Genomic DNA, 24,710 nt, shown 5'->3' with positions numbered 1-24,710 from the left:
GGGTTCCACTGACCGGTTTGTTGTTGCCGGCAGTATTCGTTTTTTTTATGCAACAAGGCCGGGCTCAAGCTATCGAAAAAACAGATACCATTTCTGTTCAGAACATCCGGACCGCTTCTTACATAGAAGACTATACTGCTTTTTATACGCATCCACGGCAGGAAGAACCGATCCCTTCTATTCAGAATATCCCATTCGTACCCAGGAAAAATTTCCTGAAGAATACCGTTCTTCCACCCAAATATGTTGACCGTGATGTGTACCTGAAATTCACGCTCCGCAACCATGCCGATACCAGCGAACGGGTGTATTTCTTTCCAAGTCTTTATTACAAAAAGATCGAAGTATTGCAGGCCGGTTCCAACGGAAACCTCATTCCTATCCCGGATACCGCTTCCCGCCGTGCACCTGATTCTCACCGCGAAGGATTCAGGCGCATCACCATTCCCGCCGATACCGCCATCACCTATGTGGTACGGTTACAGGCTGTGCGTACCTCCATCAATACCCTGGATCCCAAACTCGTGGCCAGTCACTATGTACCCGTGCTCATCACGCTTTCCAGGCAGCAGGGTGGCGACCTCAACATGTTCGGTTACCTGTTTTCCGGGTTGCTGCTTTTAATGGTGCTGTACTCCCTTACAAATTACGTGCAAACTTTTAACCCGGAGTTCCTTTCGTATGCGATTTACACGTTTTGTATGGGGCTGCTCATGTTCCTCAAAACCTATTTCTATAATTTCTCTCATCCCTTCAACTATTTCTTTGAGGGCTACCTCGATTTTATCATCCAGGGCTGTGGTATCCTGTTTTACCTGATGTTCCTGAACCAGTTCCTGCAATCGAAGGAAAAGTATCCTTTGATGTACCGTGTGCTCACCACCGCGCAGGCCGTGATCCTGGTGTCGCTGTTCCTTTTCTCTTACGCGCATTTCAGGATGGATAATTATGAAATGGAATTCAATATCGAGAACGGGATCAAATATATCCTGCTTGGCGTAGGCGTTTTCTTTATTCTTTATGGTTTGCGGGTGAAAGATAAACTCATGCGTTACCTGGTATGGGGAAACATCGTGCTGATCGTATTCGCCGCTTTCTCTTTGCTGATGATCATATTCAGGATCAATTTCAAAGGAGTTCCTAAAGTATTCAACCAATCGTTGTTTTATTATGAACTGGGACTGGTGATAGAACTGATCTGCTTCCTGGCGGGATTGAGTTATAAGAACAGGAAAGAACTGATCCAGCGAACGCGCGAAAGGGAAAAACTACGACTGGAAAACGAACGCAAGGAACTGGAAAAACAGATGGCGGTATATGTGGCGCAACAGGAAGAAAGAAACCGGATTTCCACCGATATGCACGATGAACTGGGCAGTGGTATGACGGCCATCCGCCTGCTCAGTGAACTGGCCAAAAACAAATTGCGGGAGAACCCTTTGCCGGAAGTGGAAAAGATTTCCGCTTCAGCCAACGAACTGTTGAATAAAATGAACGCCATCATCTGGAGTATGAACAGTTCACACGACACGCTCGAGAACCTGGTGGCGTATATCAGAAGCTATTCACTGGAATATTTTGAAGGCTCCGAAATTGATTGCCATATTTCCACGCCCGTTAGTTTGCCGCAACAGGAAATTACCGGAGAAAAAAGAAGGAACATCTTCCTTTGTGTGAAAGAATCACTGCACAATATCATCAAACATGCACAGTGCACGAAGGTAGACATGCAGATCAGCATCAATTCAAATATACTCGTGGTACAAATCCACGACAATGGCGTGGGCATCGATATGGATAAACTCCGCCAGTTCGGCAACGGACTGGTGAACATGAAACGCCGCATGAACAGCATCTCGGGCCAATACGATATTCAACGGAGAGATGGAACGGTAACGCGGTTGACGCTGCCGTTGTAATTTTGAATGTTGGATGTTGAATTTTGAATTACTTCTTCAGCCCCATCGCCAGCAACACCCATCCTGCGATGAAAAACAATCCACCGATAGGGGTGATGATGCCGATGCGTTTCAGTCCTACCGATTGGGTATCGTGCAGGAAAGTGAGCACATACAATGAGCCCGAAAAAAGAAGGATACCTGCGATGAACGCATATCCAGCCCACACAATGTTGTTGGTCGGAAATTCTTTGTATAGAATGGCGGCCAGGAAGAGCGCGAATGTGTGGTAGAACTGGTATTGCACGCCGGTTTGAAACGTACTTACGGTTTCAGCCGGAACAATTTTTTTCAATCCATGTGCGCCGAAGGCGCCTAGGGCAACGGAGAGGGCGCCCAGCAAAGAGGCCAGGGTAAGAAAGGTTTTATGCATGGTCTGCGGTTTCCAGGAATAATTCTACACTGATGGCTTCTTCGTTGATCACGAGATCAGCCTTTTCATAATACATTTTTCGTTCACCGAGTTTGCGCTGGATATAGTGCCTGAGGTCATCGTCACTGATCTCCCGGAGCAGCGGGCGCTTGTTTTTCTCCCGCAGCAGCCTTTGCCAGAGGATATCGATGGGCGGGTTGATCCAGACCACCTTTCCATGTTTTTTCATGTACTCGATGTTGTTGAAAAAGCAGGGCGTTCCGCCGCCGCAGGAAACAACAAAACCTTCTGTTGAGTCGGCCCGTTCAGTAATATCGTACAGGGTGTTCTTTTCCACGATCCTGAAGTATTCTTCTCCTTCTTCCGCGAAAATGCTTTCGATGGAGCGACCTTCTTTTTCAACGATTACCTCGTCGAGGTCGTAAAAAGGAACATTCAGGTATTCCGCCAGCTTCGCCCCCCAATATGATTTGCCTGATCCCATAAAGCCTACCAGGAAAGTTTTCATCCGTGGTTCCATAACATCATCTTTTAAAGTTAGACCATTAATTTCCTTGGAGAGTTGCAGGATAAAGGTAGATAATTTTGGTTTTAACGTACCGGTTTTACAAAGGAGGTTGATAAGTGGTGGAATTATGTGCATGAATTGTATGAATCCTCACTTGAAGGCGTTGATCCCTGTGATGTCCATACCCGTTATGAGCAGGTGGATATCGTGGGTGCCTTCGTAGGTGATCACGCTTTCCAGGTTCATGATATGGCGCATTACCGTGTATTCGCCTGTAATGCCCATGCCACCTAAGATCTGTCTGGCCTCACGCGCAATGTTGGCGGCTATTTCGCAGGCGTTTCTTTTCGCCATGGATACCTGTTGCGGCGTGGCGGAACCATTGTCCATCAGGGTGCCGAGCCGCCAGTTCATCAACTGTGCCTTCGTGATTTCCGTAAGCATCTCGGCCAGTTTTTTTTGTTGAAGCTGAAAGCTGGCGATGGGCTTTCCGAATTGAACACGTTCCAGGCTGTATTGCAAAGCGGTGTGGTAACAATCCATCGCGGCGCCCACGGCCCCCCAGGCAATCCCATAGCGCGCTTTGGTAAGGCAACCCAATGGTCCTTTCAATCCTTTAACCCCCGGCAACAGGTTTTCTTTTGGAACGGGCACATTGTCGAATACCAGTTCACCCGTTGCGCTGGCGCGAAGGCTCCATTTACCGGTGGTATGCGGGGTGGTGAAGCCGGGCATGCCCCGTTCGAGGATCAGCCCACGAATTTCACCCGCATCATCTTTTGCCCAAACAACGGCCACCTGCGCATAAGGGGCATTGCTGATCCACATTTTTGAACCATTCAGTATATAATGATCGCCTTCTTCCGAAAAATGCGACAGCATACCCCCCGGATCGCTACCATGATCGGGTTCCGTTAAGCCAAAGCAACCCAGCCATTCCCCCGAAGCAAGTTTCGGGAGGTATTTCCTCTTCTGTTCTTCAGAGCCGTACGCGAAAATGGGATACATTACTAGTGAACCCTGAACGGAAGCGGTGGAACGAACGCCACTGTCGCCTCTTTCCAGTTCCTGCATCATCAGTCCGTAGCTGATATGGTCGAGTCCGCCACCGCCATACACTTCCGGTATCGTGGGGCCAAAGCAGCCCAACGCACCCAGTTGCGGTACAATAAATTCCGGGAATTCGGCCTTTTGCGCGTATGCTTCAATTACAGGCGATATCTCTTTCTTCACATAATTACGAACCGTTTCACGGATCAGTTTTTGTTCCTCCGTAAAAAGTTCATCCAACGCGAAATAATCGGGTGAGCGGAATTGATCGATAGGCATAGCAGGCAAATTTTCATCCGCTCTCAATGTAAGCAAATTAGTGATGGCGGGCAATATTTGTTTGAATGAAAGGCGGAAATAAGGGTTCGTACATTTCTTGCCCTGCAATTAAGTGATATAAGTAAATTGCCTGCATGAAAACACCATTTGCCCCTACGCGGGAATGTGCCGCTCAACTGGATGCGGCAGATCAACTCGCTGCTTTCAAAAAGGAATTTCTTTTCCCCCAACACAATGGCGCCGATGCCATTTATTTCTGTGGCAACTCGCTCGGATTACAAGCCAGGAAAGTATCTGCGGCCATTCAGCAGGAACTGAACGATTGGCAGCAACTCGCCGTGGAAGGTTATTTCCACGCAAAAAATCCATGGTTGTTTTACCATGAACAGTTTTCGGAGACGCTCGCCGGTATGATGGGATGCCACAAGGATGAAGTAACCGTTATGAATACGCTTACGGTAAACCTGCACCTGATGTTGCAAAGCTTTTACCGGCCCTCCGGGAAGCGAAACAAGATCATGATGGAAGCAGGCGCTTTTCCTTCCGACCAATATGCACTGGAAACCGTGGCGCGTTTGCACCACCTTGATCCCGATACCACCATTATTGAAATCCACCCACGCTCCGGAGAAAAACTATTGCGTACGGAAGATATTTTAGCGACAATTGAAACACATGGTGATGAACTGGCTTTGTTGCTGATGGGCGGCATCAACTATTACACCGGACAACTATACGATATAGCAACGATCACCGCGGCAGCGCAGCGGCAGGGCGCCTTTGCCGGCTGGGACCTGGCGCATGTGGCGGGGAATATCCCTATGCAGTTACACAACTGGAACGTGGACTTCGCGGTATGGTGTTCCTACAAATACCTGAATGGCGGACCAGGTGCCGTTGGGGGACTTTTTGTGCACGAAAAACATGGGAATGATCCCGGTTTCCCGCGTGCAGCAGGTTGGTGGGGAAACGATGAACGTACCCGTTTTAAAATGGAAAAGGGTTTTGTACCTAAAAAAGGCGCTTCCGGCTGGCAAATCAGTACCGCGCAGGTTTTTAATATGGTGAGTCTCAAAGCTTCGCTGGAACATTTTAAAGTTGCGGGTATTGAAAAGCTGCGTGCGAAAAGTCTGGAACTTACCGCATACCTCGAATATCTTTTGGGACAGTCTTCCATGCCTTTCGAGATCATCACACCGAAGGAGCAAGAATGGCGCGGGGCGCAACTTTCCCTCTATTTTCCGGAAAACGGTAAAGCCATTCATACACAAATGATGCAGCAGGGCATCATTTGCGATTACCGGGAGCCTGGTGTGATACGACTGGCGCCTGCACCACTGTATTGCTCTTTCAATGATGTGTATCGTTTTTATGAAGTATTGAAAAATATGCCACATGCGTTATAACTGGCTTGCCCTTGGCGACTCGTACACCATTGGCGAAGGTGTTCCCCTGTTTGAAAGTTATCCTTACCAGACGCTGGAAATGCTGCGTGCAAGAGGACTGCTGTTTGATGCTCCGGAGATTATCGCTAAAACCGGCTGGACCACCGGCGAATTGCTGGCGAGGCTGGAAAAACATACCCTTCAACCGAGGTACGATCTTATAACATTATTGATCGGAGTAAACAACCAGTACCGTGGCTTGCCTATTGATGCGTATGAATATGAGTTGAAACAACTTCTCGATCTGGCAAAAGATAAAGGGGGTAAAATAGTGGTCATCAGTATCCCGGACTGGGGCGTAACCCCGTTTGCGGCGGAACGCGACCAGGAAAAAATAGCGTCCGAACTGGATGTTTACAATGCAATAAACAGCAGGATGGCTGGAGAATACGGTGCGGGATATGTTGATATAACCGGGATTTACAGGGAAAAAGGGGCTTTGGAAGCGATGGTGGTAGAAGATAAACTGCATCCATCAGGAACGATGTATAAAGTATGGTCAGATGAACTGATGAAAGTAATTGCAGGATATTTTGAATAGAAGGGATGGAATGTAGGAAAGGAGCGAAAAAAAGATCCCGCCTTGCGGCGGGATGCACTAATCAAATACCATTAACCATTAAACCTTATCCTATGAAAACTCAAATATAAGACATCATTGTTCTAACACTGGTTGTACTCCGCCACTTTTTTTACACTTCTTTCACATTCTTGATTCAGGTCAATACGCAAACGTTTGTTTTTCAATGATGTTCAGTTCCATGAAGGTTTGAACTGCTTCTGGAAATCCGGGAAACTCATGCGTTTGTAAGCGCCTTCGCCGAAATATTTTACGATGGGCTCGAATTCTGCGGGTGTGAGGTAGCCGGGGATCGCCTGCGGCGCTTCCCCCGGTGGAATAATGATGGTGGTAGGATAGGAGAGGCGTCCGTTGGTCCATTCGATGGCCAGGCGGCTGGTTTTGGATGCCTGGTCCACCGGGTAGGATTTGCCGTTCCATACCAGGTTCTCTCTGGTTTCCGCATTCACTTTTATGGCGTGGAACTTCTCGGTAAGGTATTTTATCACTGCCGGGTTACTGTAGGTGTTTTTGTCCATCACCTTGCACCAGCCGCACCAGGTCGTGTACAGGTCGGCTAGTACGGGCCTTGGGTCTTCCTTTTTCAGCGCTTCCACTTCAGGAAGTGTTTTCCAGTTCATTGTCTCTTTCTGTACCGCACTTCGTGGGGCACAGCCGGCTAGCAAAGCCAGTAAAACCCACACCATAACCTTTTGCATCTTATTTTTGTTGTTTGGTTTAAAGTTACGATCAACTCATGAATAAAATTGTGGTGGCCATAACCGGGGCAAGCGGTTCCGTATATGCGAAAGTTTTGCTGGACAAACTGGAAAAAGCACAGCCCCGTCCCGATGCCGTTGCGGTGGTAATGACACCCAACGCGCGCCAGGTCTGGGAAACCGAACTGGGGGACGCATCTTTCAAAAAATATTCCTTCTCCTTCTATGAACAGCACGATTTCAACGCGCCCTTCGCCTCCGGCTCCGGGCAGTTCAACACCATGATCATCGTTCCGTGTTCCATGGGCACATTGGGACGGATCGCCAACGGCATCTCCAACGACCTGATCACCCGGGCAGCGGATGTGGTGTTGAAAGAACGCCGCAAACTAATATGCGTGGCGCGTGAAACGCCTTATAACCTGGTGCACATCCGCAATATGGAAACCATCACTTTAGCCGGAGGCATCATATGCCCGGCAACCCCATCTTTTTACAGCGTACCGAAAACCATCGAAGAAGTAGCCGCCACGGTGGTGGACAGGGTTCTCGACCTGGCTGGCGTGAAGGTAGATACCTTCCGTTGGGGAAGTGGTTCTTAGGAGCCGGGGTGAAAGCCCCGGAGATACCGAAGCATGAGGAAAACACGGTACCCGGTGCTACCGGGTACCGTGTTTTCACGCGTTCCTTTCCGTTTTTTTCTATTTATAACCTATTGCCGTTTTTTGCAGGTTTGCTGCGTGTTTGCAGGACCCGGTGCCACCGCTAGGTAATTCCCCCTTCCCCGCGGTGTTTTTCTTTCGGCGCGTTAAGTTTTTTCCTACTCTTCCTCCTCGGTGTTTTTCAGTTTCGAGAGCAACGCGTAAGCGTTCTTTACGACAATCTTTTTTCCTGTGATATTTTCTGAAGGAGCCACCAGTATTTTGCCATCCTGCGTTGCAGTTCTTTTCACCGTTACCATGGAATAATTGCCATTGCCATTGTCGGTGAAAATACATTCGTCGTTGCCGAAGCGGACCACCGCTTCTTCCGGAACGATGATCCCCGATGTATCTGAGACCGCAATGCGCGCGTTGAGGAACATACCAGGCAACAGGGAATGATCTTCTTTCTCAAAATGACAATGCACCACCACGCTTCTGTTTTCATCCAGGTTACGGCTGATCAGAATGATCTCGGCAGGATGCACTTCATTGGGACGGTCACTAAGGGTGAGGGCCACTTTCTGACCGATCTTCAAGGCTGGAATATCTTTTTCAAAGACGGTGAGCGCCGCATGGATATCATCAGGATTCACCAGTTCAAAAAGCACATCTGTCGGGTTCACGTATTTGCCGATGTTCACGTTCACTTTAGAGACGAATCCGTTGATAGGCGCATGTATGGCCACTTTCCGTGTAATCGTTGTTTCAGAAAGGCGGTCCGGGTTCAAACCGAGCAGTCTCAGTTTTTCCCGCAGTCCATGCCACTGGATACGCTGCGCTTTGTATTCCGATTCCGCCTGCTCCAGCGATTGATCGCTGTTTGCTTTGGAGGCGTTGAGGGCTTGCTGGCGCTTGTATGTTTTTTCAAGGTAAGTGATCCTGGAGGCGGCCACGAGGTAGTCTTGCTGCAATTGGATGTAGGCCGGGTCTTCCATCCAGGCGATGGTTTGTCCTTTACGTATTTGCATGCCCGGGAGTAATTCCGTGGAAGAAAGGTAGCCGCCAAGCGGGAAGCTCACGGATACCAGGTTTTGAGGGGGTACTTCTACGATCCCGTTTACTTTTAATTCGTCGGATAACGTTCCGCTTCCCAGTGTTTCAGATACTATTCCTGCATTTTTTACCTGGTTCTGTGTCAGTGAAATACTATTGGCTTCCACCGTATTTTCCGCGGCGGGTTCAGCGGTTTTTTCACTTGAATCTGGTTTGCAGGCGACCAGCGTTGCGGCGATGATGAACGGATATATAAAGTGTTTCATGTTAGTTGTTTTGTCCGGTTAAATAAAGCAGGTTGTTGGCGCTTTTAGCGGATTGAAGCTGGGTGTCGAGCCATGCTATCTTTGCTTCCATGGCTTGCCGCACCACCAGGTTCCATTCCAGGTAACTGATGTCCCCGTTGTCAAGTTGTTGCGTGGCGAGTTGTATTGTGGTAGCTGCGTTCGGCAGGATGGTCTGTTGGTAAACGCTCAGTTGCTGATAAAGTCTTTGGTAACGAGCGGTTTCTTCGTTGACCGCCTGTTGCAATTGAAGTGTTTGTGCTTCTAATTGTTGTTGTGCTTCCAATGTTTTGATCTGTGCCGCGGCTGCACTCTTTGACCTCGATCTGCCAAGTAAAGGAACGAGGATGCCTGCCTGTACCGTGGAAAATCTTCTGCTGCCATCAAAATATTGTTCAGTATTCACATCGGTTTGTTGCCATCCCCGGATAGACGTGTTATAATAACCAATGGTGAAGTCGGGATACTGTTGCATTCTGGCCAGTTGAGCGGCTTGTTCCGCCGATTTTACCTGCGTTGTAAATGGGAGCAGCAGCGGGTGAACGGCAGATATCGAGCTATCCGGCAATGGTGAACCTGTAAAGCCAAGCAGTGTTTTTGTTTCCGGAACAAGTTTGGTGTTTCCAGCAAGAAACCTCAGTTGCTCCACACGTATGTTCTTTTCCGTGAGCGCTTCCTGCACCGCATTCGTATTCAGTAATAGCAATTGCTCAGCGCTATAGGTGCCCATTGCTCCTGCTGCTCCCGCTTCCAGCCTTGTTTTTTCTCTTTCAAAAGCGCCTTTGTACAAGTTTGCGGCTTCTTCCAGCAAGGTCTTTTTTTCAGACCAGTACAGGTACTCAACATAGGTGTTCCTTACCTGAAGGTCGATATTGGCTTCCTGAACATGAAACATGGCTTCGGCTGAAGCGGTTTCTGTTTTCAGTAATGCTTTCTGTTTTGAATAAACACCTGGCCAGTGAATGGTCTGGCTTACACCGAAACGGTTATCAGTAAATGCGGAGTTGATGTTGCCATATTCTCCTGAAATATTTGTTTTGTCGGGGTTGAAGCCGGTTTTTTCAAGCTGTTTCCTGTAATTGATATTGCTTTGTCCGCTCTTAAGAAACGGGTTGTTCGCATTTGCCTGTTGCAGGATTTCCGGCAACGAAGTGTTTTCCTGCGCAAAAAGCCCCGTGGATGCGCAAAGCAGCAGTATCATGGAAAGTGGTTTCATGGTCTGATTTTTACGTATTTTTCTTTGTTCCGACCAAACATATAATATAGGCAGTACAAGCAAAGTGAGCAGCGTGGCGGTAACCAGCCCACCGATCACCACGGTGGCCAATGGGCGCTGCACTTCCGCTCCTGCGCCATTGCTGAGCGCCATCGGGAGAAATCCTAAGGAAGCTACAGCGGCCGTCATCAATACCGGGCGCAACCTGATCCTCGTTCCTTTCAGCACGATTGATCTCAGGTCTTCCATACCTTCCCGCCGGAGGCGGTTGAATTCTGTAATCAACACGATGCCGTTGAGTACCGCCACCCCAAACAGCGCGATAAAACCCACGCCCGCTGAAATGCTGAACGGCATTCCGCGCATACCCAACGCGAACACGCCACCAATGGCTGACAATGGGATTGCAGAAAATATAAGCAGTGCCTGCCTGATGGATCGGAACGCGAAGTAGAGCAGCAGGAAGATCAGCAATAAGGCTACTGGAACGGCAATGGATAAACGCTTCTGCGCCTCCACCAGGTTCTCGAACTGGCCGCCGTAAGTGATGTAGTAACCAGGAGGAAGTGAAAGGCCTGCCGTGGTTTTCTTTTGTAATTCTTCCACAATAGATTGTACGTCGCGCCCACGTACATTGAAGCCCACCGTGATTCTTCGCTTAGCATCTTCACGTTGTATTTGTGATGGGCCTTCCTTAATCGCCACATCCGCTACCTGGTTCAGTGGAATCTGCATACCACCGGGTGTTTGAATTAACAATTGTTGCACATCTTTCAGCGACTTTCTTTGTTCCGCGCCAAGTCGCACCACCAGGTTGAACCGTCTTTCTCCTTCGTACAATAATCCGGCGGATGCACCCGCGAATGCGGTGTTGATTACGGTGTTCACGTCTTCGATCTGTAAGCCGTACCGGGCAAGCGCCGCTCTGTTAAAATCTATTACGATCTGAGGCAGACCGGCCACTTTCTCCACATACAGGTCCTTTGCGCCTTCAATATTTCCAGCCAGGTTACCGAGTTTACCGGCGTAGTGCGCAAGCGTATCCATATTTTCCCCGAATATCTTACACACCACATCCTGCCGGGCACCCGTCATCAGTTCATTGAAACGCATTTGTACGGGGAACATGAAGCCTACGTTGATGCCCGGAACATCTTTCAGAGCATCGCCCATTTTTTCGGCGAGTGCATCAAAATTTTCAGCTGTGGTCCACTCATCTTTGTCTTTCAGGATCACCATCATATCGCCCCAGTCCATGGGCATGGGATCGGTGGGGATTTCTCCGGAGCCCAGTTTGGTGACTACTTTTTCCACTTCCGGGAAACTGTCTTTCAGAATACGTGCCGCCTGTTGAACATATTCGACGCCGGTGGTGAGCGATGTGCCGGTAAGCATCCGGGTTTCCACGGCAAAATCACCCTCTTCAAGTTGAGGGATAAACTCTCCGCCCAATCGCGTGAGCAGGAATATACTTCCGGCAAACAGCGCAAGGGAGATGCCCATGATCCAACGTGGGATACCCAGCGCACGGGCCAGGACAGGCTTGTAGCGTTGTTCCAGCCAGTGCATCATCTTGTCGGCCCAGGTGTCGTGGTGCGTAATTTTTTTACTCAGCACAAGGCTGCTCATCATGGGTACGTAAGTAACGGAAAGCAGGAATGCCCCGATAATGGCGAAGGAAACCGTTTGGGCCATGGGCTTGAACATTTTTCCCTCAATACCTTTCAGTGAAAGAATAGGCAGGTAAACAATGAGGATAATGATCTGCCCGAATACGGCGGCGTTCATCATTTTTCCGGCGGCAGCACTCACTTCCGTGTTCATCTCTTCCTGCGTAATGCGTGAGGCGCCCGCGAACGCTTTGCTGTGCCGGAGGCGGTGCATCACCGCTTCCACGATGATCACGGCTCCGTCTACAATGAGGCCGAAATCCAATGCGCCCAGACTCATCAGGTTCCCGGAAACACCGAACATGTTCATGCAGATGATGGCGAATAGCATGGATAAGGGAATTACAGAAGCCACCACCAGTCCGGCCCTGAGGTTGCCCAGGAACAATACAAGTATGAAAACCACGATCAGCGCACCTTCCAGCAGGTTCTTCTCTACCGTGCCAATGGCGTTGTTCACCATTTTACTCCGGTCCAGGAAAGGCTCTATGGTAACGCCTTCGGGCAGGGTCTTTTTGATGCTTTCGATCTTTTCTTTCACGGCTTTCACCACACTGGAAGAATTGGCGCCTTTCAGCATCATGACCACCGCGCCGGCTACTTCACCCTGGTCGTTGAAAGTGAGTGCACCATACCGCGTGGCATGCCCAATCCCGATAGTGGCCACATCACGCAGGAGCACAGGTGTTCCATTCATGGTGGATTTTACCGCGATCTGTTCCAGGTCCGCAATGCTTTGTGCCAGCCCTTCACTGCGGATGAAAAGTACGCCGCTGCTTTTTTCGATGTATGCGCCACCTGTGTTCTGGTTGCTTTTTTCCAGCGCGGCGAATACATCTGAAAGTGTAAGCCCTATGCTTTTCAGCTTATCGGCCTGCACGTTTACCTCGTATTGTTTCAGAAAACCGCCGAAACTGCTTACATCTGCTACGCCGGGTGTACCCAGGAGTTGACGCCGTACGATCCAGTCCTGCATGGTGCGGAGTTCCATGGCATCGTATTTATCTTCGTACCCTTTTTCGGGCCGGAGCACATACTGGTATATTTCTCCGAGTCCTGTTGTGATCGGCCCCAGCTGTGGTGTACCGGCACCCGCGGGAATATCGTTCTGCACCTGGATCAGGCGTTCGCTCACTTGCTGCCGGGCCCAATACACATCCACGTCGTCTTCAAAAACAATGGTTACAACGGAAAGGCCGAACCTTGAAAAAGAGCGGATCTCTACCAGTCCGCTGATGTTCGCGTTGGCCTGTTCTACAGGAAAAGTGATCAGTCGTTCAACTTCAGGAGCCGCCAGCGAAGGGGCCACCGTGATTACCTGAACCTGGTTGTTGGTGATATCTGGAACCGCGTCAATAGGCAGTTGCGTAACGGAATAACTGCCGAAACTAATAAGGCCGAGCAGAAGAATGCCTACAATGAGTTTGTTCCTTACGGAGAAGGAAATGATAGCGTGAAGCATCGGGAATGATTCGGTTCACGCAAAGACGGACCGCTTCGTACCTCGCGGAGCGGAGACGCAAAGCATAGCTGAGTTGGCAATCACTTGATTGTGCAAGCTCGTTGTCTTTGCTGACCGTAGGTCTATAAACGTTCAATACACTGAACTGCTTTCTGCATTGAAGCTGTACAAATAAAACAAACAGCTCCTTGCGTCTCTGCTCCTGCGAGGAACGAAGCAGTGCGTCTTTGCGTGAAAAATTAAAAAATGAATTACAACCAAACAACTCGCTACACCCGCGGAGGCTGCCAGATATTCCCCGTCGTAGTAGTGGGGAGCGATGTTTCCCTTGTAATCGGAAAAGAAGCAATTGCTTCAAAAGAAGGAATAGAAATAATATCGAACGAAGGTGCGGGGTTATAAAATACAACCGCGGCGTTTACGCAATCGTGCGTTTTGAACGGCAACTGCATATCGCGGTCATAATCCGCATCCTGCTCGTCAAAAGCGGAATAGTGTTCTTTCAGAAAAGCGAGAAGAGAAGTGGAGGGATCTTTTTCACGATGCTCCATAAAATGCTGCACCAATACGGGAAGTTTCAACAACTGATGAAACTCCGTTTGGGTGGATACACATATCCCGATAAGGAAAAAAGCGATCCATTTTCGCATGGGGCAAAGGTATCAATATTTTCGGGACAAAAAAATCAATACCTTCAAGTCAACAAGCCAACACGATGATTGAGTCCATCAGAAAACAATACAATCAGCTGTTTACAACGGAGGGATACCGTTCTTTCCTGGCCGCTCTGGAAGAAAAATACCCTGGTGTGGTGGAGTTCCGGATCGCCGAAACGCCCGTGTTTATACCGCGTGATTTCTCCCGGAAAATGGAAGAGACCTGTGCGTATATAATTGACAGTATGATGAAGCCCGGGTTTATGGAGGCTACGGCAAGAGCGGTTCCCGCTGAAGAATGGACCCCGGGAGAAACAGCGCATTGTCATTGCCTCGCCTTTGATTTCGGGATATGCAGGAATGCTTCCGGGGAACTGGTGCCCATGTTGATTGAAATGCAGGGATTCCCCTCGCTTTTTGGTTTCCAGGTGATGTTCCCTGAATTGATGAAGGAATACTTATGGATGCCGGAGGGGTACAGCCAGTTTATGGGTGGACATTCCAAAGAAAGTTTTCTGCAATTGCTGAAAGAAACAATTGTGGGGGCGCATGCGCCTGAAGAAGTGGTGTTGCTGGAAATTAAGCCACACGAACAAAAAACCCGCATCGATTTTTATTGTACCACACAGTACCTGGGTATTCAACCGGTTTGTATTACAGAAGTTTTTTCAGAGAGGAATGACCTGTATTATGAATTGAATGGCCGAAAAATACAAATAAAGCGCATATACAACCGTGTTATATCCGATGAGTTGAAGGGAAGAAAAGATATCCTGGATCGCGCGCTGGATTTTTCAAAACCCTGGAACGTGGAATGGGTGCCGCATCCCAACTGGTTCTACCGGTTGAGCAAGTTTACCCTTCCGTTATTGAAACATGAATATATTCCGGAAACCAGGTTCCTGCATGAATGGAAAGAACTGCCCGCCGACCTGGAAAATTATGTACTCAAACCTTTGTTCTCGTTTGCTGGTCAGGGCGTGGTGATCGATGTAACGATGGAAGATATTACTGCTATTAAAGATCCTGAAAACTGGATACTGCAATCGAAAGTGAATTATGCGGATGTGATTGAAACGCCTGATGGCGCGGCAAAGGCGGAGATCAGGCTGATGTATTTGTGGCCCGAAGGGGCTGCAAGACCGCAACTGGCGATCAACCTGGCACGATTGAGCAAAGGAAAAATGATTGGTACGCGGTACAATAAAGACAAGACCTGGGTGGGTGGAAGTGTGGCGATGGTGGAACAGGATCAGGACAAACTTCCGGGCTGAGCCGCCATTTGAGCGGAACCGAAAACCGCGTCCTGTAGGAAGTTCGGAAGCACATTGGAATAGGTCCAAAGAATTTTATCCGGATCGTTCAGTTGTTCGATCATGCTTTGCCATTTCTCAAAGCCATGGTTCTCGATAATGGTCTTTTTTTTGTCCTCCCTTTGCAGGTACATGGTCATGCCTACTGCATCAGCTTCCGGGTGGAATTGCGTCCCGATCATGTGTTCGTTGAAACGTATGGCCATGATGGCTCTTTCTAATGCTACATGGGGGCGTTCTTTCTCTATCGCCAATATACTTGCGCCGGTTTTTTCCATGCGCAAGGCATCGGGCTCGATCACCTGGAAATCCCTGCTGTCCACTACATAAAAAGGATCCTGCAAGCCTTCAAATACTGGTTCTCCAATGCCTGCCTCCATCAGGTGGACCGGGAAGATGCCGAATGCAGTGGATTTCCTCCTGCATACGTTCGCAAGTTGCAGGTGCCTGCATATTAATTGGAAGGAATGGCAGATGAAAAAGACTTTTTTAGGCGGAAGGCTGCTATTGGCGTTCCATGCCTGCATGTCCGCGAACCAATTGAAATATGCGGCTTCCCAGGCGCTGCCCTCCGTATCCAACGGGCTGCCTGGACCTCCTGAAGAAATGTAAAGGTCGTAAGAAGTATCGGGCACCTGGTGGCGCAAACGAACGTCATACTCATCCCAAACAAGGTTGAGCTGATGTAATGCTCCGAATTGTTGCAGGATTTCCCGAATGCAGCGCATCCCTTCATTGGGTTGGCCCTCATACAGGTCAAGTATGGCCACACGGATATTTCTCTTCGCACCGAACATGCGGCAAATATAGCTGAAATTTATCAATTGATGGCCGGGCGAAAGATAGGGTTCCGTTAAAAAACGGTACGGGATAACGTGATAATACGGGTGGATGAATGTTGAAAGATTGATTTTACGTGCCTAACTTTGCCTGCTACACATCCTCGAGGAACTGATCCCTGATATAGTCTACCACCTGGATCAGGTTGCCACCACTCTCTTCATATACCTTCAGTTGCCTGTCGGCACCGGTGCCGCGGTCGAGCATGGTATGTATGTATGAGATGGCGTGTCTGCAACCGAGGTGATCTGCGACATCATCCACGAAATCCAGGAGTTCGTAGATGAGGGCGCGGGTGTTAACTTCTTCTTCCTTGCCGAAATCGATGAGCCGGCCATCGATGCCGTACCTGCTGGCGCGCCATTTGTTCTCGTTGATAAAGGCGCGTTTGTAGATGATGAAGTTGAGGTTTTCCATCCGGAGTTTGTAAAGCTTCGCGCAGATGCACTGGAACAGCGCCGTGATGGCGATGGTTTCAGAGATGGTCATGGGCACATCGCAGATACGGAACTCAACGGTATCAAAGAAGGGGTGTACACGGAGGTCCCACCAGATCTTCTTGGCGTTGTCAATGCAATTGGTTTTTACCAACAGCTTGATGTAGTTGTCGTATTCTTCGATGCTTTCGAAATAATCCGGGATGCCGGTGCGGGGGAATTTGTCGAATACCTTGGTGCGGAAAGATTTGAAACCGGTGAGCCTTCCTTCCCAGAAAGGGGAGTTGGTGCTGAGTGCGTAAACGTGCGGCAGGAAATACCGGGCGCTGTTGGCGATGTGGATGGCCATTTCCCGGGTTTGCATGCCCACATGCACGTGGAGGCCGAAAATGAGGTTGCTGCGGGCGGCTTCCTGCATTTCGTTCACGATCTCGTGGTAACGGGCGTGGTCGGTAATAAGTTGGCGCTCCCAGTGCGAGAAAGGGTGGGTGCCTGAGGCGCCTATGGCGTAACCCAGATCACCTGCGATGCCCGAGAGTGTTTTGCGTAGCAGTGCCACGTCTTTGAAAGCCTCATCGATGTCCTGGCAGATATCGGTGCCTACTTCCACCACGGCCTGGTGCATTTCGGCCTTCACTTTATCTTTGATCACTTTCTGTCCTTCCTGCACAATCTTTTGTTCATGGCTCCTGAGCTCCCGGGTTTCGGGGTCGAGTACCATGTATTCTTCTTCCACGCCCAGCGTGAAATGCTTGTAGTTGATGTTGGCCATGCTTCGTTTGATTGCTTGTTAGCGCAGCGTTTGCTGGTGTGAACTTCTGCGGATGTATTCGCCCCAGGTCAGGTTATCCTTTCCATCCACCTGCGCCAGCGCTTTTTCAATGGCAAAAGTGGCGACGGTTTCCACCACCCATTCAAAATTCTCCGCTCCCACGCTGTGAATATCGGCATCCGGAGCGGGATTACAAAAATCTATCGCATAAGGAACGCCGTTGCGAACGGCAAGTTCCACGGTATTAAAATCGTAGCCCAGGTACTGGTTGATGCGCAACACGATCTCCTCCATTTCCCGGAGCCGTTCAGCCGAAGGCGAAAAATCCGCGACATACCGCAGGTGAAAGGGATTGCGGGGTTCATAGGGCATGATACGCACATATTTGCCGCCAATACAATAGCAGCGGTAGTACTCTTCGAAAACGATTTCCTCTTGTAACAACATCACGAGCTGACCCGTCTCGCCATGTTTTTCAAAAAAGTCTTCCGGTCCCGTGAGCCGGTACACACTTTTCCAGCCCCCGCCGGCAAAAGGTTTCATATAAGCAGGAAACCCAACATAGGAAAAGATGGACGGCCAGTCCATGGGATAAGAAAGGTTGGAGAAAGATGCTTCTGATGTATCCGTAGGTAACTCCCGGGAAGGTAGGATCACTGTTTTTGGAACGGGAACCTCGATTTTTGTGGCCAGGCAGTTGTTGAAGAATTTTTCGTCGGCGCTCCACCAGAACGGGTTGTTGATCACCGCCGTACCACACAGCGCCGCGTTCTTCAGGTAAGCGCGGTAGAACGGGACATCCTGCGATATCCGGTCGATTATCACGGCGTAGCCGGAGGGTTCTCCCTGCATCACTTTATCGATTACCACGGGTTCGGCTATAATGCCCGCAATGCCCCTGCTGTTGATGCGTTCGATGAACGCTTCGGGAAAACTTCTTTCTTTACCGAAAAGGATACCTATTTTCTTCATACAAATGTTGTTGGTGTAAGAGTTGTGCTTTATAAGAATGGTTATTTCACCAATGATAGATAATGGGGAAACATGTTCAGCCATAAGGGCCAGTCGTGGACCGCTTCGGGACGTATATCCAGCCAGTGGTTCACTCTTTTCTTCAGTAATATATTGCTCATTTCCTCATTGTAGGGACGACATATATCATTTTCTCCCGTGCCCAGCACGATGCCGAGCCTCCAGATATCAGGGTGGTTGGCATCGGGCACGAAGTCAACCGGATTATTAAAATAGACATGGTCGTCGAAATAGCCATCCAGTCTTCCTTTGATGTTGAATACGCCGCTCATGGAGAAGATGTAGCTCACAATATATGGGTGCCTGAATCCGAAGTTGAGAGCATGGTATCCCCCGAAACTGCATCCTGCGGCAATGATGCGTTGGTGTCCCGTTTCCTGCTGCATTCTCGGAACGATCTCGTCTTTCAGCATGGTATCATAACGGTGCTGGTTCCAGGCCCTTTCGCCGGGATGCGCCTGTTTGTTGTACCAGGCGAAACTGTCGAAACTGTCCGGGCAGTAAATTTTCATCTTGCCCTGCTCCAGGAACCAGGATGCCGCCTGTATCAGGTGCCTGTCTTTTGCTTCGTAATATTTTCCCATGGAAGTGGGAAAGAGCAATACGGGAATTCCTGCCGTTCCAAAGACCAGCATTTCCATTTCGCGTTCCAGATTTGGGGAGTACCAGCGGTGAAATTCCTCTTGCATGCAGTGTATTTGAGGTGCTACCAAATATATCTTTTTTACGGCAGAATTCCTACATTTGGCGTTTACATTAATGAAAGGATCATGCACGGCAATTACCGGCCGTATGTATGTTTCGAAGAATAAACCGGAAGGATGTCTGTTATTGCTGCGAAAGAAATGTACCACCATACCACACTGCTTAGTTCATTGCACCTGAACCGCGAGGTAAAGGTGGAATGCTGGTATCCCGCACCTGGAGATATAAGGGAAGAATACCGCCTTATTCTCGTAAACGATGGACAACTGTTACACGATGCAGGGTTCCCGTCCACACTTTCAACTTACCATTCCGAAGAAGCCAATGTGCCTGTTTTTTGTGTGGGTATTCACGCGGGCAAAGAAAGGTTAATGGAGTACGGTACTATAAACGAAAAGGATTACCTGGGCCGTGGCGCTAAAGCCAGACTGTACGCGCGTTTTGTAATGGAGGAATTGTTGCCCTGGATACGCATGCAATACCGCATTCCGGCTTTCCGTGAAAAAATATTCGCTGGGTTCTCCCTTGGTGGATTAAGCGCTTTGGATATCGTGTTGAACCACCCCCATGAATTCTCCTGTGCCGCTGTTTTCTCCGGCTCACTCTGGTGGCGGAACCTAGCGCTGGACCATGAACATTATGCAGATGAAAATAACCGCATCATCCATAACTATGTGAAGTCCCTTCCTTATTTCCCCTGGATGCGTTTCTTTTTCGAATGCGGAACGGAAGATGAAGCGGCGGACCGCAACAACAACGGCGTGATCGATTCCATTGATGATACGCTTGACCTGATAAAAATTTTGAAGGAGAAAGGATATGGGGATGAACAGGTGAGGTATTTGGAAATTGAAGGAGGGAAGCATGATGCGGAAACCTGGGGAGCGGCGTGGCCGGTATTTTTGGAGTGGTGAAATAGGATTCGGAGCTTGAAAATTTTTTACAAAATAAAACGGGCGAATCACAATTGCGATTCGCCCGTTTTATTTTGTAAAAAAGAATTTAGAATGTTATTCTGAATCCAAGTTGACTTGTCCACCTGGATGAATTGAAAACGCCATCGCTAATTGTATAAGGTCTGTTATTGGTAGGAGGCGTAAATTTAAATCTTGGTGTGAGGTTCGAAGCGCTTGCATAGCTGTCAAACTGGAGGAGTTGATAATTGTCATTGTTCGCAAAGTACACGGTTCCCCACTTACGATTAATCATGTTGGTGAAGTTAAATACATCGTAAGTTACTTGCAGTTGGTAAGTTCTTCCGGCAAGTTTAATATTAAAATCCTGTTGTAGTTTCAGGTCCACTACATGGGTAAAGGGGAGTCTTGCTCCGTTTCTTTCTGCGTATTGCCCCCTTCGCTTGCTAAGGTATTTGTCGCCATCGATAAAGGCATTAAAAAGTTCCCATTGCTGTTGAGGCGTAAGGGTTCCGTTTTGAAGGAACGTGATCTCTGAAGCATTTCTGGGAACATAAATCAGGTCATTATCTTCAGCGTTGTCCAGGTCTCTCACCATGCCTCTGGACATTACATAACTGTAAGGAGAACCGCTTTGCCCATTATATACCAGGGAAATTGTTGTGGCAAGCCTATTCATTGCATAGCTGAATTTCTTGGAAACGAAAGCGTTGATTCTATGGCCCTGGTCGAAATCGCTTCTGCTTAATGTTATAAAGTTTCTGCCATTGACAGTTTCCATATATCTCCATTGCGAACTGTTCTGGGAGCTGGTACCTTCATTCAGCACGGTTGAACTTCCATAGGAATAGTTAGCATTAAGGGCGAATCCGTTTTTAAATGACTTGTCTATGGATGCTGTGAAATTATATGCATAACCCTTTTTGCCATCATTGTTTGAAAGGAGATATACACCAGTATAAGGATTGGAGCCATTAGAGCGCATAGGGATTCTGGCCGTGAAACTTCCACTTAATGGATAAACATTTCTTTGGTCTGCACCCACGCTTGTTCCAGTTGGCGCAAGTATGTTTACACTTTTGTAGTCAATTTCATTGATGTTTTTGGTGAAAATTCCCTCTATGGTAAACTTCCAGCCCTTACCAAGATTTTTGTCAACTGCCAATGATGTTCTGAATACTTTATTCATTCTAAAGTCCTCAGAAATAATATTCACCTCTCCGGAAGGGATATTGAGGGTTTGTCCAAAGTCGGAAGCTACATATTGATCAAAAGGGTCAGGACGGAAAGCTACGTTACTAGCATTTATTCCGCCGATAACTACTCCGTTATTATTGTAAATTGCTCCCGGCCAAACCAAAGGAACTCTTCCTGTAAACATCCCGAGACCTCCTCTAATCGTGATATCTTCCTCATTAATCTTGTAAACGAATCCAATTCTTGGATTGATCGACAGTTTAGGGTTGTTGATTTGTCCAGAGCGCGCTCCCTTAAGATCATAATATTGTGAAATGGCACCAAGGGCGGTATCATTGAAGAACTTGTCAGTTTTCGCTGTGGTGAGAAAATAAGCCTTGTCTGCCCGTACACCAAGATTCAAAGTGAAGTTGTCTGAAACTTTAATTTCATCGTTCACAAAAAATGCAAGACGTGCAGTGTTGAACTTGGCCGCTGCGTTTTCAGAATTGTCTCCAGTTACGTCGTCTACTAGCGAGTAAGAACGGTTATAGGTGGTTGCAGAACCTCCGTTAAGAAATGCTGAAAGATTTGGGAAATCGTATGAGCCATAGTTTTGACGAATGAAAACATTATAAGACTTGCTGAATTCATTGTCTGTTCCTATAGATATACTGTGGCTTCCTGCATATAATTTGAACACATCGAAGAGCGCGTAGTTGTTTTGCTTCAACAAATTACCGGTAGAAAATTCTTCGGTTCCAAAGTACAGATTAGATGAGCCGTCTCTTATGCGGACGCGTGGAAATGGATTGCCCATTGCTCCTCTGTCATCTTCAACATTGGTAAAGGTGAGAAGGAGTCGGTTGCTTTTGCCCGCTTTCAGACGGGAGTTCAACTCCAATGTTCCGGAATTTGAAAGCGTTGGAAAGGCGTAGCCATTATTGTAGAAATTAATGTTCTGATTGGTGCTTCTGCTGGTATTGAGCCGCTCGCCTTTATTCATCCTATAGGACGCGCTGAGCCTGTGTATGGCATTTATATTCCAGTCAACTTTAGCCACTATCCTGTCTGCCGTTACTTTTTCCGGGTTATCCAGGTAGCCTCCCGGATCATAACCATAAGTGTTTTTCAGGACATTGGTAAGGTTGGTCAGATCTGACTGAGTTAATGAACCTTCATAGTTGTCAAAATTGAAAGGTTGCGGTCTTTCATCGCGTTGTACTTCTCCGTTGAGGAAGAAAAAGAGCTTGTTTTCAATAATGGGGCCACCAACACGGAAGCCATAAGTTTTATTACTGAAATTGGAAAGCTTTACAGCCTGGCTCTTGTCAATCCCAGGTGTTTTGCCGGATAGGTTCTGATTCCTAAAAAAATAGTATACGGAACCTTCGTATTTATTTGTACCGCTTCTGGTGATCGCGTTGATGCCGCCCCCGGTAAAGTTGCCAAGCGAAGCGTCGTAGGGTGAAAGTACCACCTGAAACTGGTCAATGGCGTCAATTGAAATCGGTGCAATACCGGCCTGGCCTCCATTGGTTCCAGATGCAGCAAGTCCGAATACATCATTGTTAACCGCACCGTCAATGTAAAAACTGTTGAACCGGTTATTCTGGCCAGCAATTGAAATGCCGCCATCATTGGTGATTTTGGTTTGAGGGACATACCTTAAATAGTCAGCGATATTTCTTCCTACTGTTGGGAGGTTGGCCATTTTGTCTTTGCCTATGTTTGTTTCTGCCCCCCCCTTGGCCCCCTGCGGGTTTCTCCTGCTACTAGAAACAATAACTTCACTTAACTGGGAGCCTTCATTAGAGAGCGTTGCATCCTGCTTGGAAGTTTCACCTAGTGATAACTGAATATCACTTTTAACAAGTTTTTCATAGCCAACGTAAGAAATTTCAATAATGTAAGGACCACCTGGGTTGATATTCGCCAGGTCATAGCGTCCGCCTGTCCTCGTGGTTGTCGTGTAGACTGAGCCTGTAGGAACGTGGGTGGCTTTTACCGTTGCGCCAACAAGCGCCTCTCCATTTTTGGCTTTTACGGAACCACTCATACTACTGGTGGTCACCTGCGCGAACATAGCCGCCGGTAGTACCAACAGGGCAAGTAGGTACAAAATTCTCTTAATAAGCATAATGTATGTGTTTTACTGTGCAAAGATGAAGAAATATGTTAAAGGCTTTTTTAGGATTTGTTAACAAATTATTAGGACATGAAAAATACCCAGATGCTGCATGTTAACAGGAAATTCATGGTAAACCCTGCCCTAAAGAAGCCGCTCAACTTTTGCCCGTCTTTAATCGTTACATTTGCACTTTAATCCCGATAAAAGATGTTAGACAGTATAGAAAGTGCCATAGCCGATATCAGGAACGGAAAAATGGTGATCGTGGTAGATGATGAAGACCGTGAAAATGAAGGGGATTTCGTGATCGCCGCCCGCCACGCCACCCCCGAAGTGATCAATTTCATGAGTAAATACGGTCGCGGACTGATTTGCGCCCCAATCACAGAGGAACGCTGCACTGAACTGGGACTGGAAATGATGGTGAACAGCAATACTTCCCTCCACGAAACGGCATTCACCGTTTCCGTTGACCTGCTCGGTCACGGCTGTACAACGGGCATATCCGCCCACGACCGCTCCAAAACCATTCTCTCCCTCATCGATCCCGATACAAAACCCGGCGACCTCGGCCGCCCCGGACATATATTCCCGCTCCGCGCCAAAACCGGCGGTGTACTCCGCAGAACCGGCCATACCGAAGCCACCATCGACCTGGCAAGGCTCGCCGGATTCGAACCCGCGGGCGTACTCGTGGAAATCATGAACGATGATGGCTCTATGGCCCGCCTTCCCGAACTGGAAGTGCTCGCCAAACAATTCGACCTCAAAATCATCTCCATCAAGGACCTGATCGAATACCGCCTGAAATCCGACTCGCTCATCGAAGAGATCGTGCGCGTGGAGATGCCCACGCAGTATGGTAATTTTCAACTGGTCGCTTTCCAGGAACGCCATACCAGCAACGAACATATGGCGCTTATCAAAGGCTCCTGGGCAAAAGATGAGCCCGTCCTCGTGCGCGTACACTCTTCCTGCTTCACCGGCGATATCCTCAGTTCCCTCCGCTGCGATTGCGGTGAACAATTACACAAAGCCATGCAAATGGTGGAATCCGAAGGCAAAGGCGCTATCCTGTACATGAATCAGGAAGGCCGCGGCATTGGCTTGCTGAACAAACTGAAAGCATACAAACTCCAGGAGCAGGGCATGGATACCGTGGAAGCGAACCTCCACCTCGGCTTCCAGACCGATCAACGCGATTATGGCGTTGGCGCACAAATCCTCCGCCACCTCGGCATCAGTCGCATCAAACTGATGAGCAACAATCCAAAAAAACGCACGGGCCTCATTGGTTACGGCCTCGAAATCGTAGAAACAGTACCCATCGAATCCTGCCCCAACCCCCACAACGAAAAATACCTTACCACAAAACGGGACAAAATGGGCCATGAAATTCTGAATGGTATGCCCCAAAACCCCGTCGTATCAGGGAATAGTTAATTCAAAAGAATATATAATAGTATAGAAAATGCCCCGTACAAAACCGGGGCATTTTCATTATCAAATCTTAT

General features: G+C 48.3%; 19 protein-coding genes. 7 read left to right on the top strand and 12 right to left on the bottom strand.

From position 1 onward, the window contains the following. Positions 1-47 precede the first annotated feature (47 nt). Entirely contained in the window at positions 48-1,919 is a 1,872-nt protein-coding gene (locus M4J38_RS10575; RefSeq protein ID WP_251759531.1) for a 7TM diverse intracellular signaling domain-containing protein, read from the top strand. 28 nt (positions 1,920-1,947) lie between these two features. Here M4J38_RS10575 and M4J38_RS10570 read toward each other — a convergent pair whose 3' ends face one another. The 3 genes from M4J38_RS10570 to M4J38_RS10560 form a co-directional block, all read right to left on the bottom strand. Beyond that, positions 1,948-2,331, bottom strand: coding sequence for a DUF423 domain-containing protein (locus tag M4J38_RS10570; RefSeq protein WP_251759530.1), 384 nt, complete (start codon positions 2,329-2,331; stop codon positions 1,948-1,950). Continuing rightward, positions 2,324-2,851 carry a shikimate kinase gene (locus M4J38_RS10565; protein ID WP_251759529.1) on the bottom strand — a complete coding sequence of 176 codons (528 nt, stop codon included), beginning with the start codon at positions 2,849-2,851 and terminating at the stop codon, positions 2,324-2,326. Before M4J38_RS10565 ends, M4J38_RS10570 begins: the two co-directional genes overlap by 8 nt. A gap of 138 nt (positions 2,852-2,989) precedes the next feature. After that, a complete protein-coding gene (locus tag M4J38_RS10560; protein ID WP_251759528.1) occupies positions 2,990-4,168 on the bottom strand; it encodes an acyl-CoA dehydrogenase family protein in 1,179 nt (392 codons plus the stop codon). A gap of 134 nt (positions 4,169-4,302) precedes the next feature. On the opposite strand from M4J38_RS10560, the gene kynU reads away from it, so the two are divergent. Together kynU and M4J38_RS10550 are read left to right on the top strand one after the other, a co-directional pair. Next, positions 4,303-5,574, top strand: coding sequence for a kynureninase (gene kynU / locus M4J38_RS10555; RefSeq protein WP_251759527.1), 1,272 nt, complete (start codon positions 4,303-4,305; stop codon positions 5,572-5,574). After that, positions 5,564-6,154, top strand: coding sequence for an SGNH/GDSL hydrolase family protein (locus tag M4J38_RS10550; RefSeq protein ID WP_251759526.1), 591 nt, complete (start codon positions 5,564-5,566; stop codon positions 6,152-6,154). Before kynU ends, M4J38_RS10550 begins: the two co-directional genes overlap by 11 nt. 212 nt (positions 6,155-6,366) lie before the next feature. Here the strand turns inward: M4J38_RS10550 and M4J38_RS10545 are convergent, their stop codons facing one another. After that, complete coding sequence (locus M4J38_RS10545; protein WP_251759525.1) at positions 6,367-6,813, bottom strand: DUF255 domain-containing protein; 447 nt, start codon at positions 6,811-6,813, stop codon at positions 6,367-6,369. Positions 6,814-6,929: 116 nt separating this feature from the next. On the opposite strand from M4J38_RS10545, the gene M4J38_RS10540 reads away from it, so the two are divergent. Beyond that, positions 6,930-7,493 carry a UbiX family flavin prenyltransferase gene (locus tag M4J38_RS10540; RefSeq protein WP_251759524.1) on the top strand — a complete coding sequence of 188 codons (564 nt, stop codon included), beginning with the start codon at positions 6,930-6,932 and terminating at the stop codon, positions 7,491-7,493. Between the two features lie 218 nt (positions 7,494-7,711). Here the strand turns inward: M4J38_RS10540 and M4J38_RS10535 are convergent, their stop codons facing one another. The 3 genes from M4J38_RS10535 to M4J38_RS10525 form a co-directional block, all read right to left on the bottom strand. After that, a complete protein-coding gene (locus M4J38_RS10535; protein WP_251759523.1) occupies positions 7,712-8,854 on the bottom strand; it encodes an efflux RND transporter periplasmic adaptor subunit in 1,143 nt (380 codons plus the stop codon). A gap of 1 nt (position 8,855) precedes the next feature. Further along, positions 8,856-13,220, bottom strand: a complete 4,365-nt coding sequence (locus M4J38_RS10530) for a CusA/CzcA family heavy metal efflux RND transporter (RefSeq protein ID WP_251759522.1) — start codon at positions 13,218-13,220, stop codon at positions 8,856-8,858. Between the two features lie 269 nt (positions 13,221-13,489). After that, complete coding sequence (locus M4J38_RS10525; RefSeq protein WP_251759521.1) at positions 13,490-13,870, bottom strand: hypothetical protein; 381 nt, start codon at positions 13,868-13,870, stop codon at positions 13,490-13,492. 65 nt (positions 13,871-13,935) lie between these two features. Here M4J38_RS10525 and M4J38_RS10520 point away from each other — a divergent pair, with 65 nt between their 5' ends. Next, complete coding sequence (locus tag M4J38_RS10520; protein WP_251759520.1) at positions 13,936-15,150, top strand: hypothetical protein; 1,215 nt, start codon at positions 13,936-13,938, stop codon at positions 15,148-15,150. Here the strand turns inward: M4J38_RS10520 and M4J38_RS10515 are convergent. From M4J38_RS10515 to M4J38_RS10500, 4 genes are all read right to left on the bottom strand, one after another. Then, positions 15,129-15,986 carry a type 1 glutamine amidotransferase gene (locus M4J38_RS10515; RefSeq protein WP_251759519.1) on the bottom strand — a complete coding sequence of 286 codons (858 nt, stop codon included), beginning with the start codon at positions 15,984-15,986 and terminating at the stop codon, positions 15,129-15,131. The two genes, M4J38_RS10520 and M4J38_RS10515, sit on opposite strands and share 22 nt — an antisense overlap. Before the next feature lie 136 nt (positions 15,987-16,122). Beyond that, positions 16,123-17,238: a carboxylate-amine ligase gene (locus M4J38_RS10510; RefSeq protein ID WP_251759518.1), complete on the bottom strand. Its 1,116-nt coding sequence runs from the start codon at positions 17,236-17,238 to the stop codon at positions 16,123-16,125. 18 nt (positions 17,239-17,256) lie between these two features. Beyond that, entirely contained in the window at positions 17,257-18,210 is a 954-nt protein-coding gene (locus M4J38_RS10505) for a RimK family alpha-L-glutamate ligase (protein ID WP_251759517.1), read from the bottom strand. A gap of 41 nt (positions 18,211-18,251) precedes the next feature. Continuing rightward, positions 18,252-18,959, bottom strand: a complete 708-nt coding sequence (locus tag M4J38_RS10500; RefSeq protein WP_251759516.1) for an esterase family protein — start codon at positions 18,957-18,959, stop codon at positions 18,252-18,254. A gap of 132 nt (positions 18,960-19,091) precedes the next feature. On the opposite strand from M4J38_RS10500, the gene M4J38_RS10495 reads away from it, so the two are divergent. Then, a complete protein-coding gene (locus tag M4J38_RS10495; protein WP_251759515.1) occupies positions 19,092-19,889 on the top strand; it encodes an esterase family protein in 798 nt (265 codons plus the stop codon). A gap of 88 nt (positions 19,890-19,977) precedes the next feature. Here the strand turns inward: M4J38_RS10495 and M4J38_RS10490 are convergent, their stop codons facing one another. Further along, positions 19,978-23,205: a carboxypeptidase regulatory-like domain-containing protein gene (locus M4J38_RS10490; RefSeq protein ID WP_251759514.1), complete on the bottom strand. Its 3,228-nt coding sequence runs from the start codon at positions 23,203-23,205 to the stop codon at positions 19,978-19,980. 198 nt (positions 23,206-23,403) lie between these two features. Here M4J38_RS10490 and M4J38_RS10485 point away from each other — a divergent pair, with 198 nt between their 5' ends. After that, a complete protein-coding gene (locus tag M4J38_RS10485) occupies positions 23,404-24,639 on the top strand; it encodes a bifunctional 3,4-dihydroxy-2-butanone-4-phosphate synthase/GTP cyclohydrolase II (protein WP_251759513.1) in 1,236 nt (411 codons plus the stop codon). The last annotated feature ends 71 nt before the right edge of the window (positions 24,640-24,710 follow it).

The sequence above is a fragment of the Parasegetibacter sp. NRK P23 genome, assembly GCF_023721715.1.
In the GTDB taxonomy this organism is placed as follows: Bacteria; Bacteroidota; Bacteroidia; order Chitinophagales; family Chitinophagaceae; genus Parasegetibacter.
Note: the sequence above shows the minus strand (reverse complement) of the source record. Positions and strands in the feature narration are given on the sequence as shown.

Coding starts and splice junctions, on each gene's coding strand:
- M4J38_RS10530 (WP_251759522.1), bottom strand. CDS start 13,220: ATGCTTCACGCTATCATTTCCTTCTCCGTAAGGAACAAACTCATTGTA.
- M4J38_RS10560 (WP_251759528.1), bottom strand. CDS start 4,168: ATGCCTATCGATCAATTCCGCTCACCCGATTATTTCGCGTTGGATGAA.
- M4J38_RS10485 (WP_251759513.1), top strand. CDS start 23,404: ATGTTAGACAGTATAGAAAGTGCCATAGCCGATATCAGGAACGGAAAA.
- M4J38_RS10545 (WP_251759525.1), bottom strand. CDS start 6,813: ATGAACTGGAAAACACTTCCTGAAGTGGAAGCGCTGAAAAAGGAAGAC.
- M4J38_RS10495 (WP_251759515.1), top strand. CDS start 19,092: ATGTCTGTTATTGCTGCGAAAGAAATGTACCACCATACCACACTGCTT.
- M4J38_RS10490 (WP_251759514.1), bottom strand. CDS start 23,205: ATGCTTATTAAGAGAATTTTGTACCTACTTGCCCTGTTGGTACTACCG.
- M4J38_RS10520 (WP_251759520.1), top strand. CDS start 13,936: ATGATTGAGTCCATCAGAAAACAATACAATCAGCTGTTTACAACGGAG.
- M4J38_RS10575 (WP_251759531.1), top strand. CDS start 48: ATGCAACAAGGCCGGGCTCAAGCTATCGAAAAAACAGATACCATTTCT.
- kynU (WP_251759527.1), top strand. CDS start 4,303: ATGAAAACACCATTTGCCCCTACGCGGGAATGTGCCGCTCAACTGGAT.
- M4J38_RS10550 (WP_251759526.1), top strand. CDS start 5,564: ATGCGTTATAACTGGCTTGCCCTTGGCGACTCGTACACCATTGGCGAA.
- M4J38_RS10515 (WP_251759519.1), bottom strand. CDS start 15,986: ATGTTCGGTGCGAAGAGAAATATCCGTGTGGCCATACTTGACCTGTAT.
- M4J38_RS10500 (WP_251759516.1), bottom strand. CDS start 18,959: ATGCAAGAGGAATTTCACCGCTGGTACTCCCCAAATCTGGAACGCGAA.
- M4J38_RS10570 (WP_251759530.1), bottom strand. CDS start 2,331: ATGCATAAAACCTTTCTTACCCTGGCCTCTTTGCTGGGCGCCCTCTCC.
- M4J38_RS10540 (WP_251759524.1), top strand. CDS start 6,930: ATGAATAAAATTGTGGTGGCCATAACCGGGGCAAGCGGTTCCGTATAT.
- M4J38_RS10525 (WP_251759521.1), bottom strand. CDS start 13,870: ATGCGAAAATGGATCGCTTTTTTCCTTATCGGGATATGTGTATCCACC.
- M4J38_RS10505 (WP_251759517.1), bottom strand. CDS start 18,210: ATGAAGAAAATAGGTATCCTTTTCGGTAAAGAAAGAAGTTTTCCCGAA.
- M4J38_RS10535 (WP_251759523.1), bottom strand. CDS start 8,854: ATGAAACACTTTATATATCCGTTCATCATCGCCGCAACGCTGGTCGCC.
- M4J38_RS10565 (WP_251759529.1), bottom strand. CDS start 2,851: ATGGAACCACGGATGAAAACTTTCCTGGTAGGCTTTATGGGATCAGGC.
- M4J38_RS10510 (WP_251759518.1), bottom strand. CDS start 17,238: ATGGCCAACATCAACTACAAGCATTTCACGCTGGGCGTGGAAGAAGAA.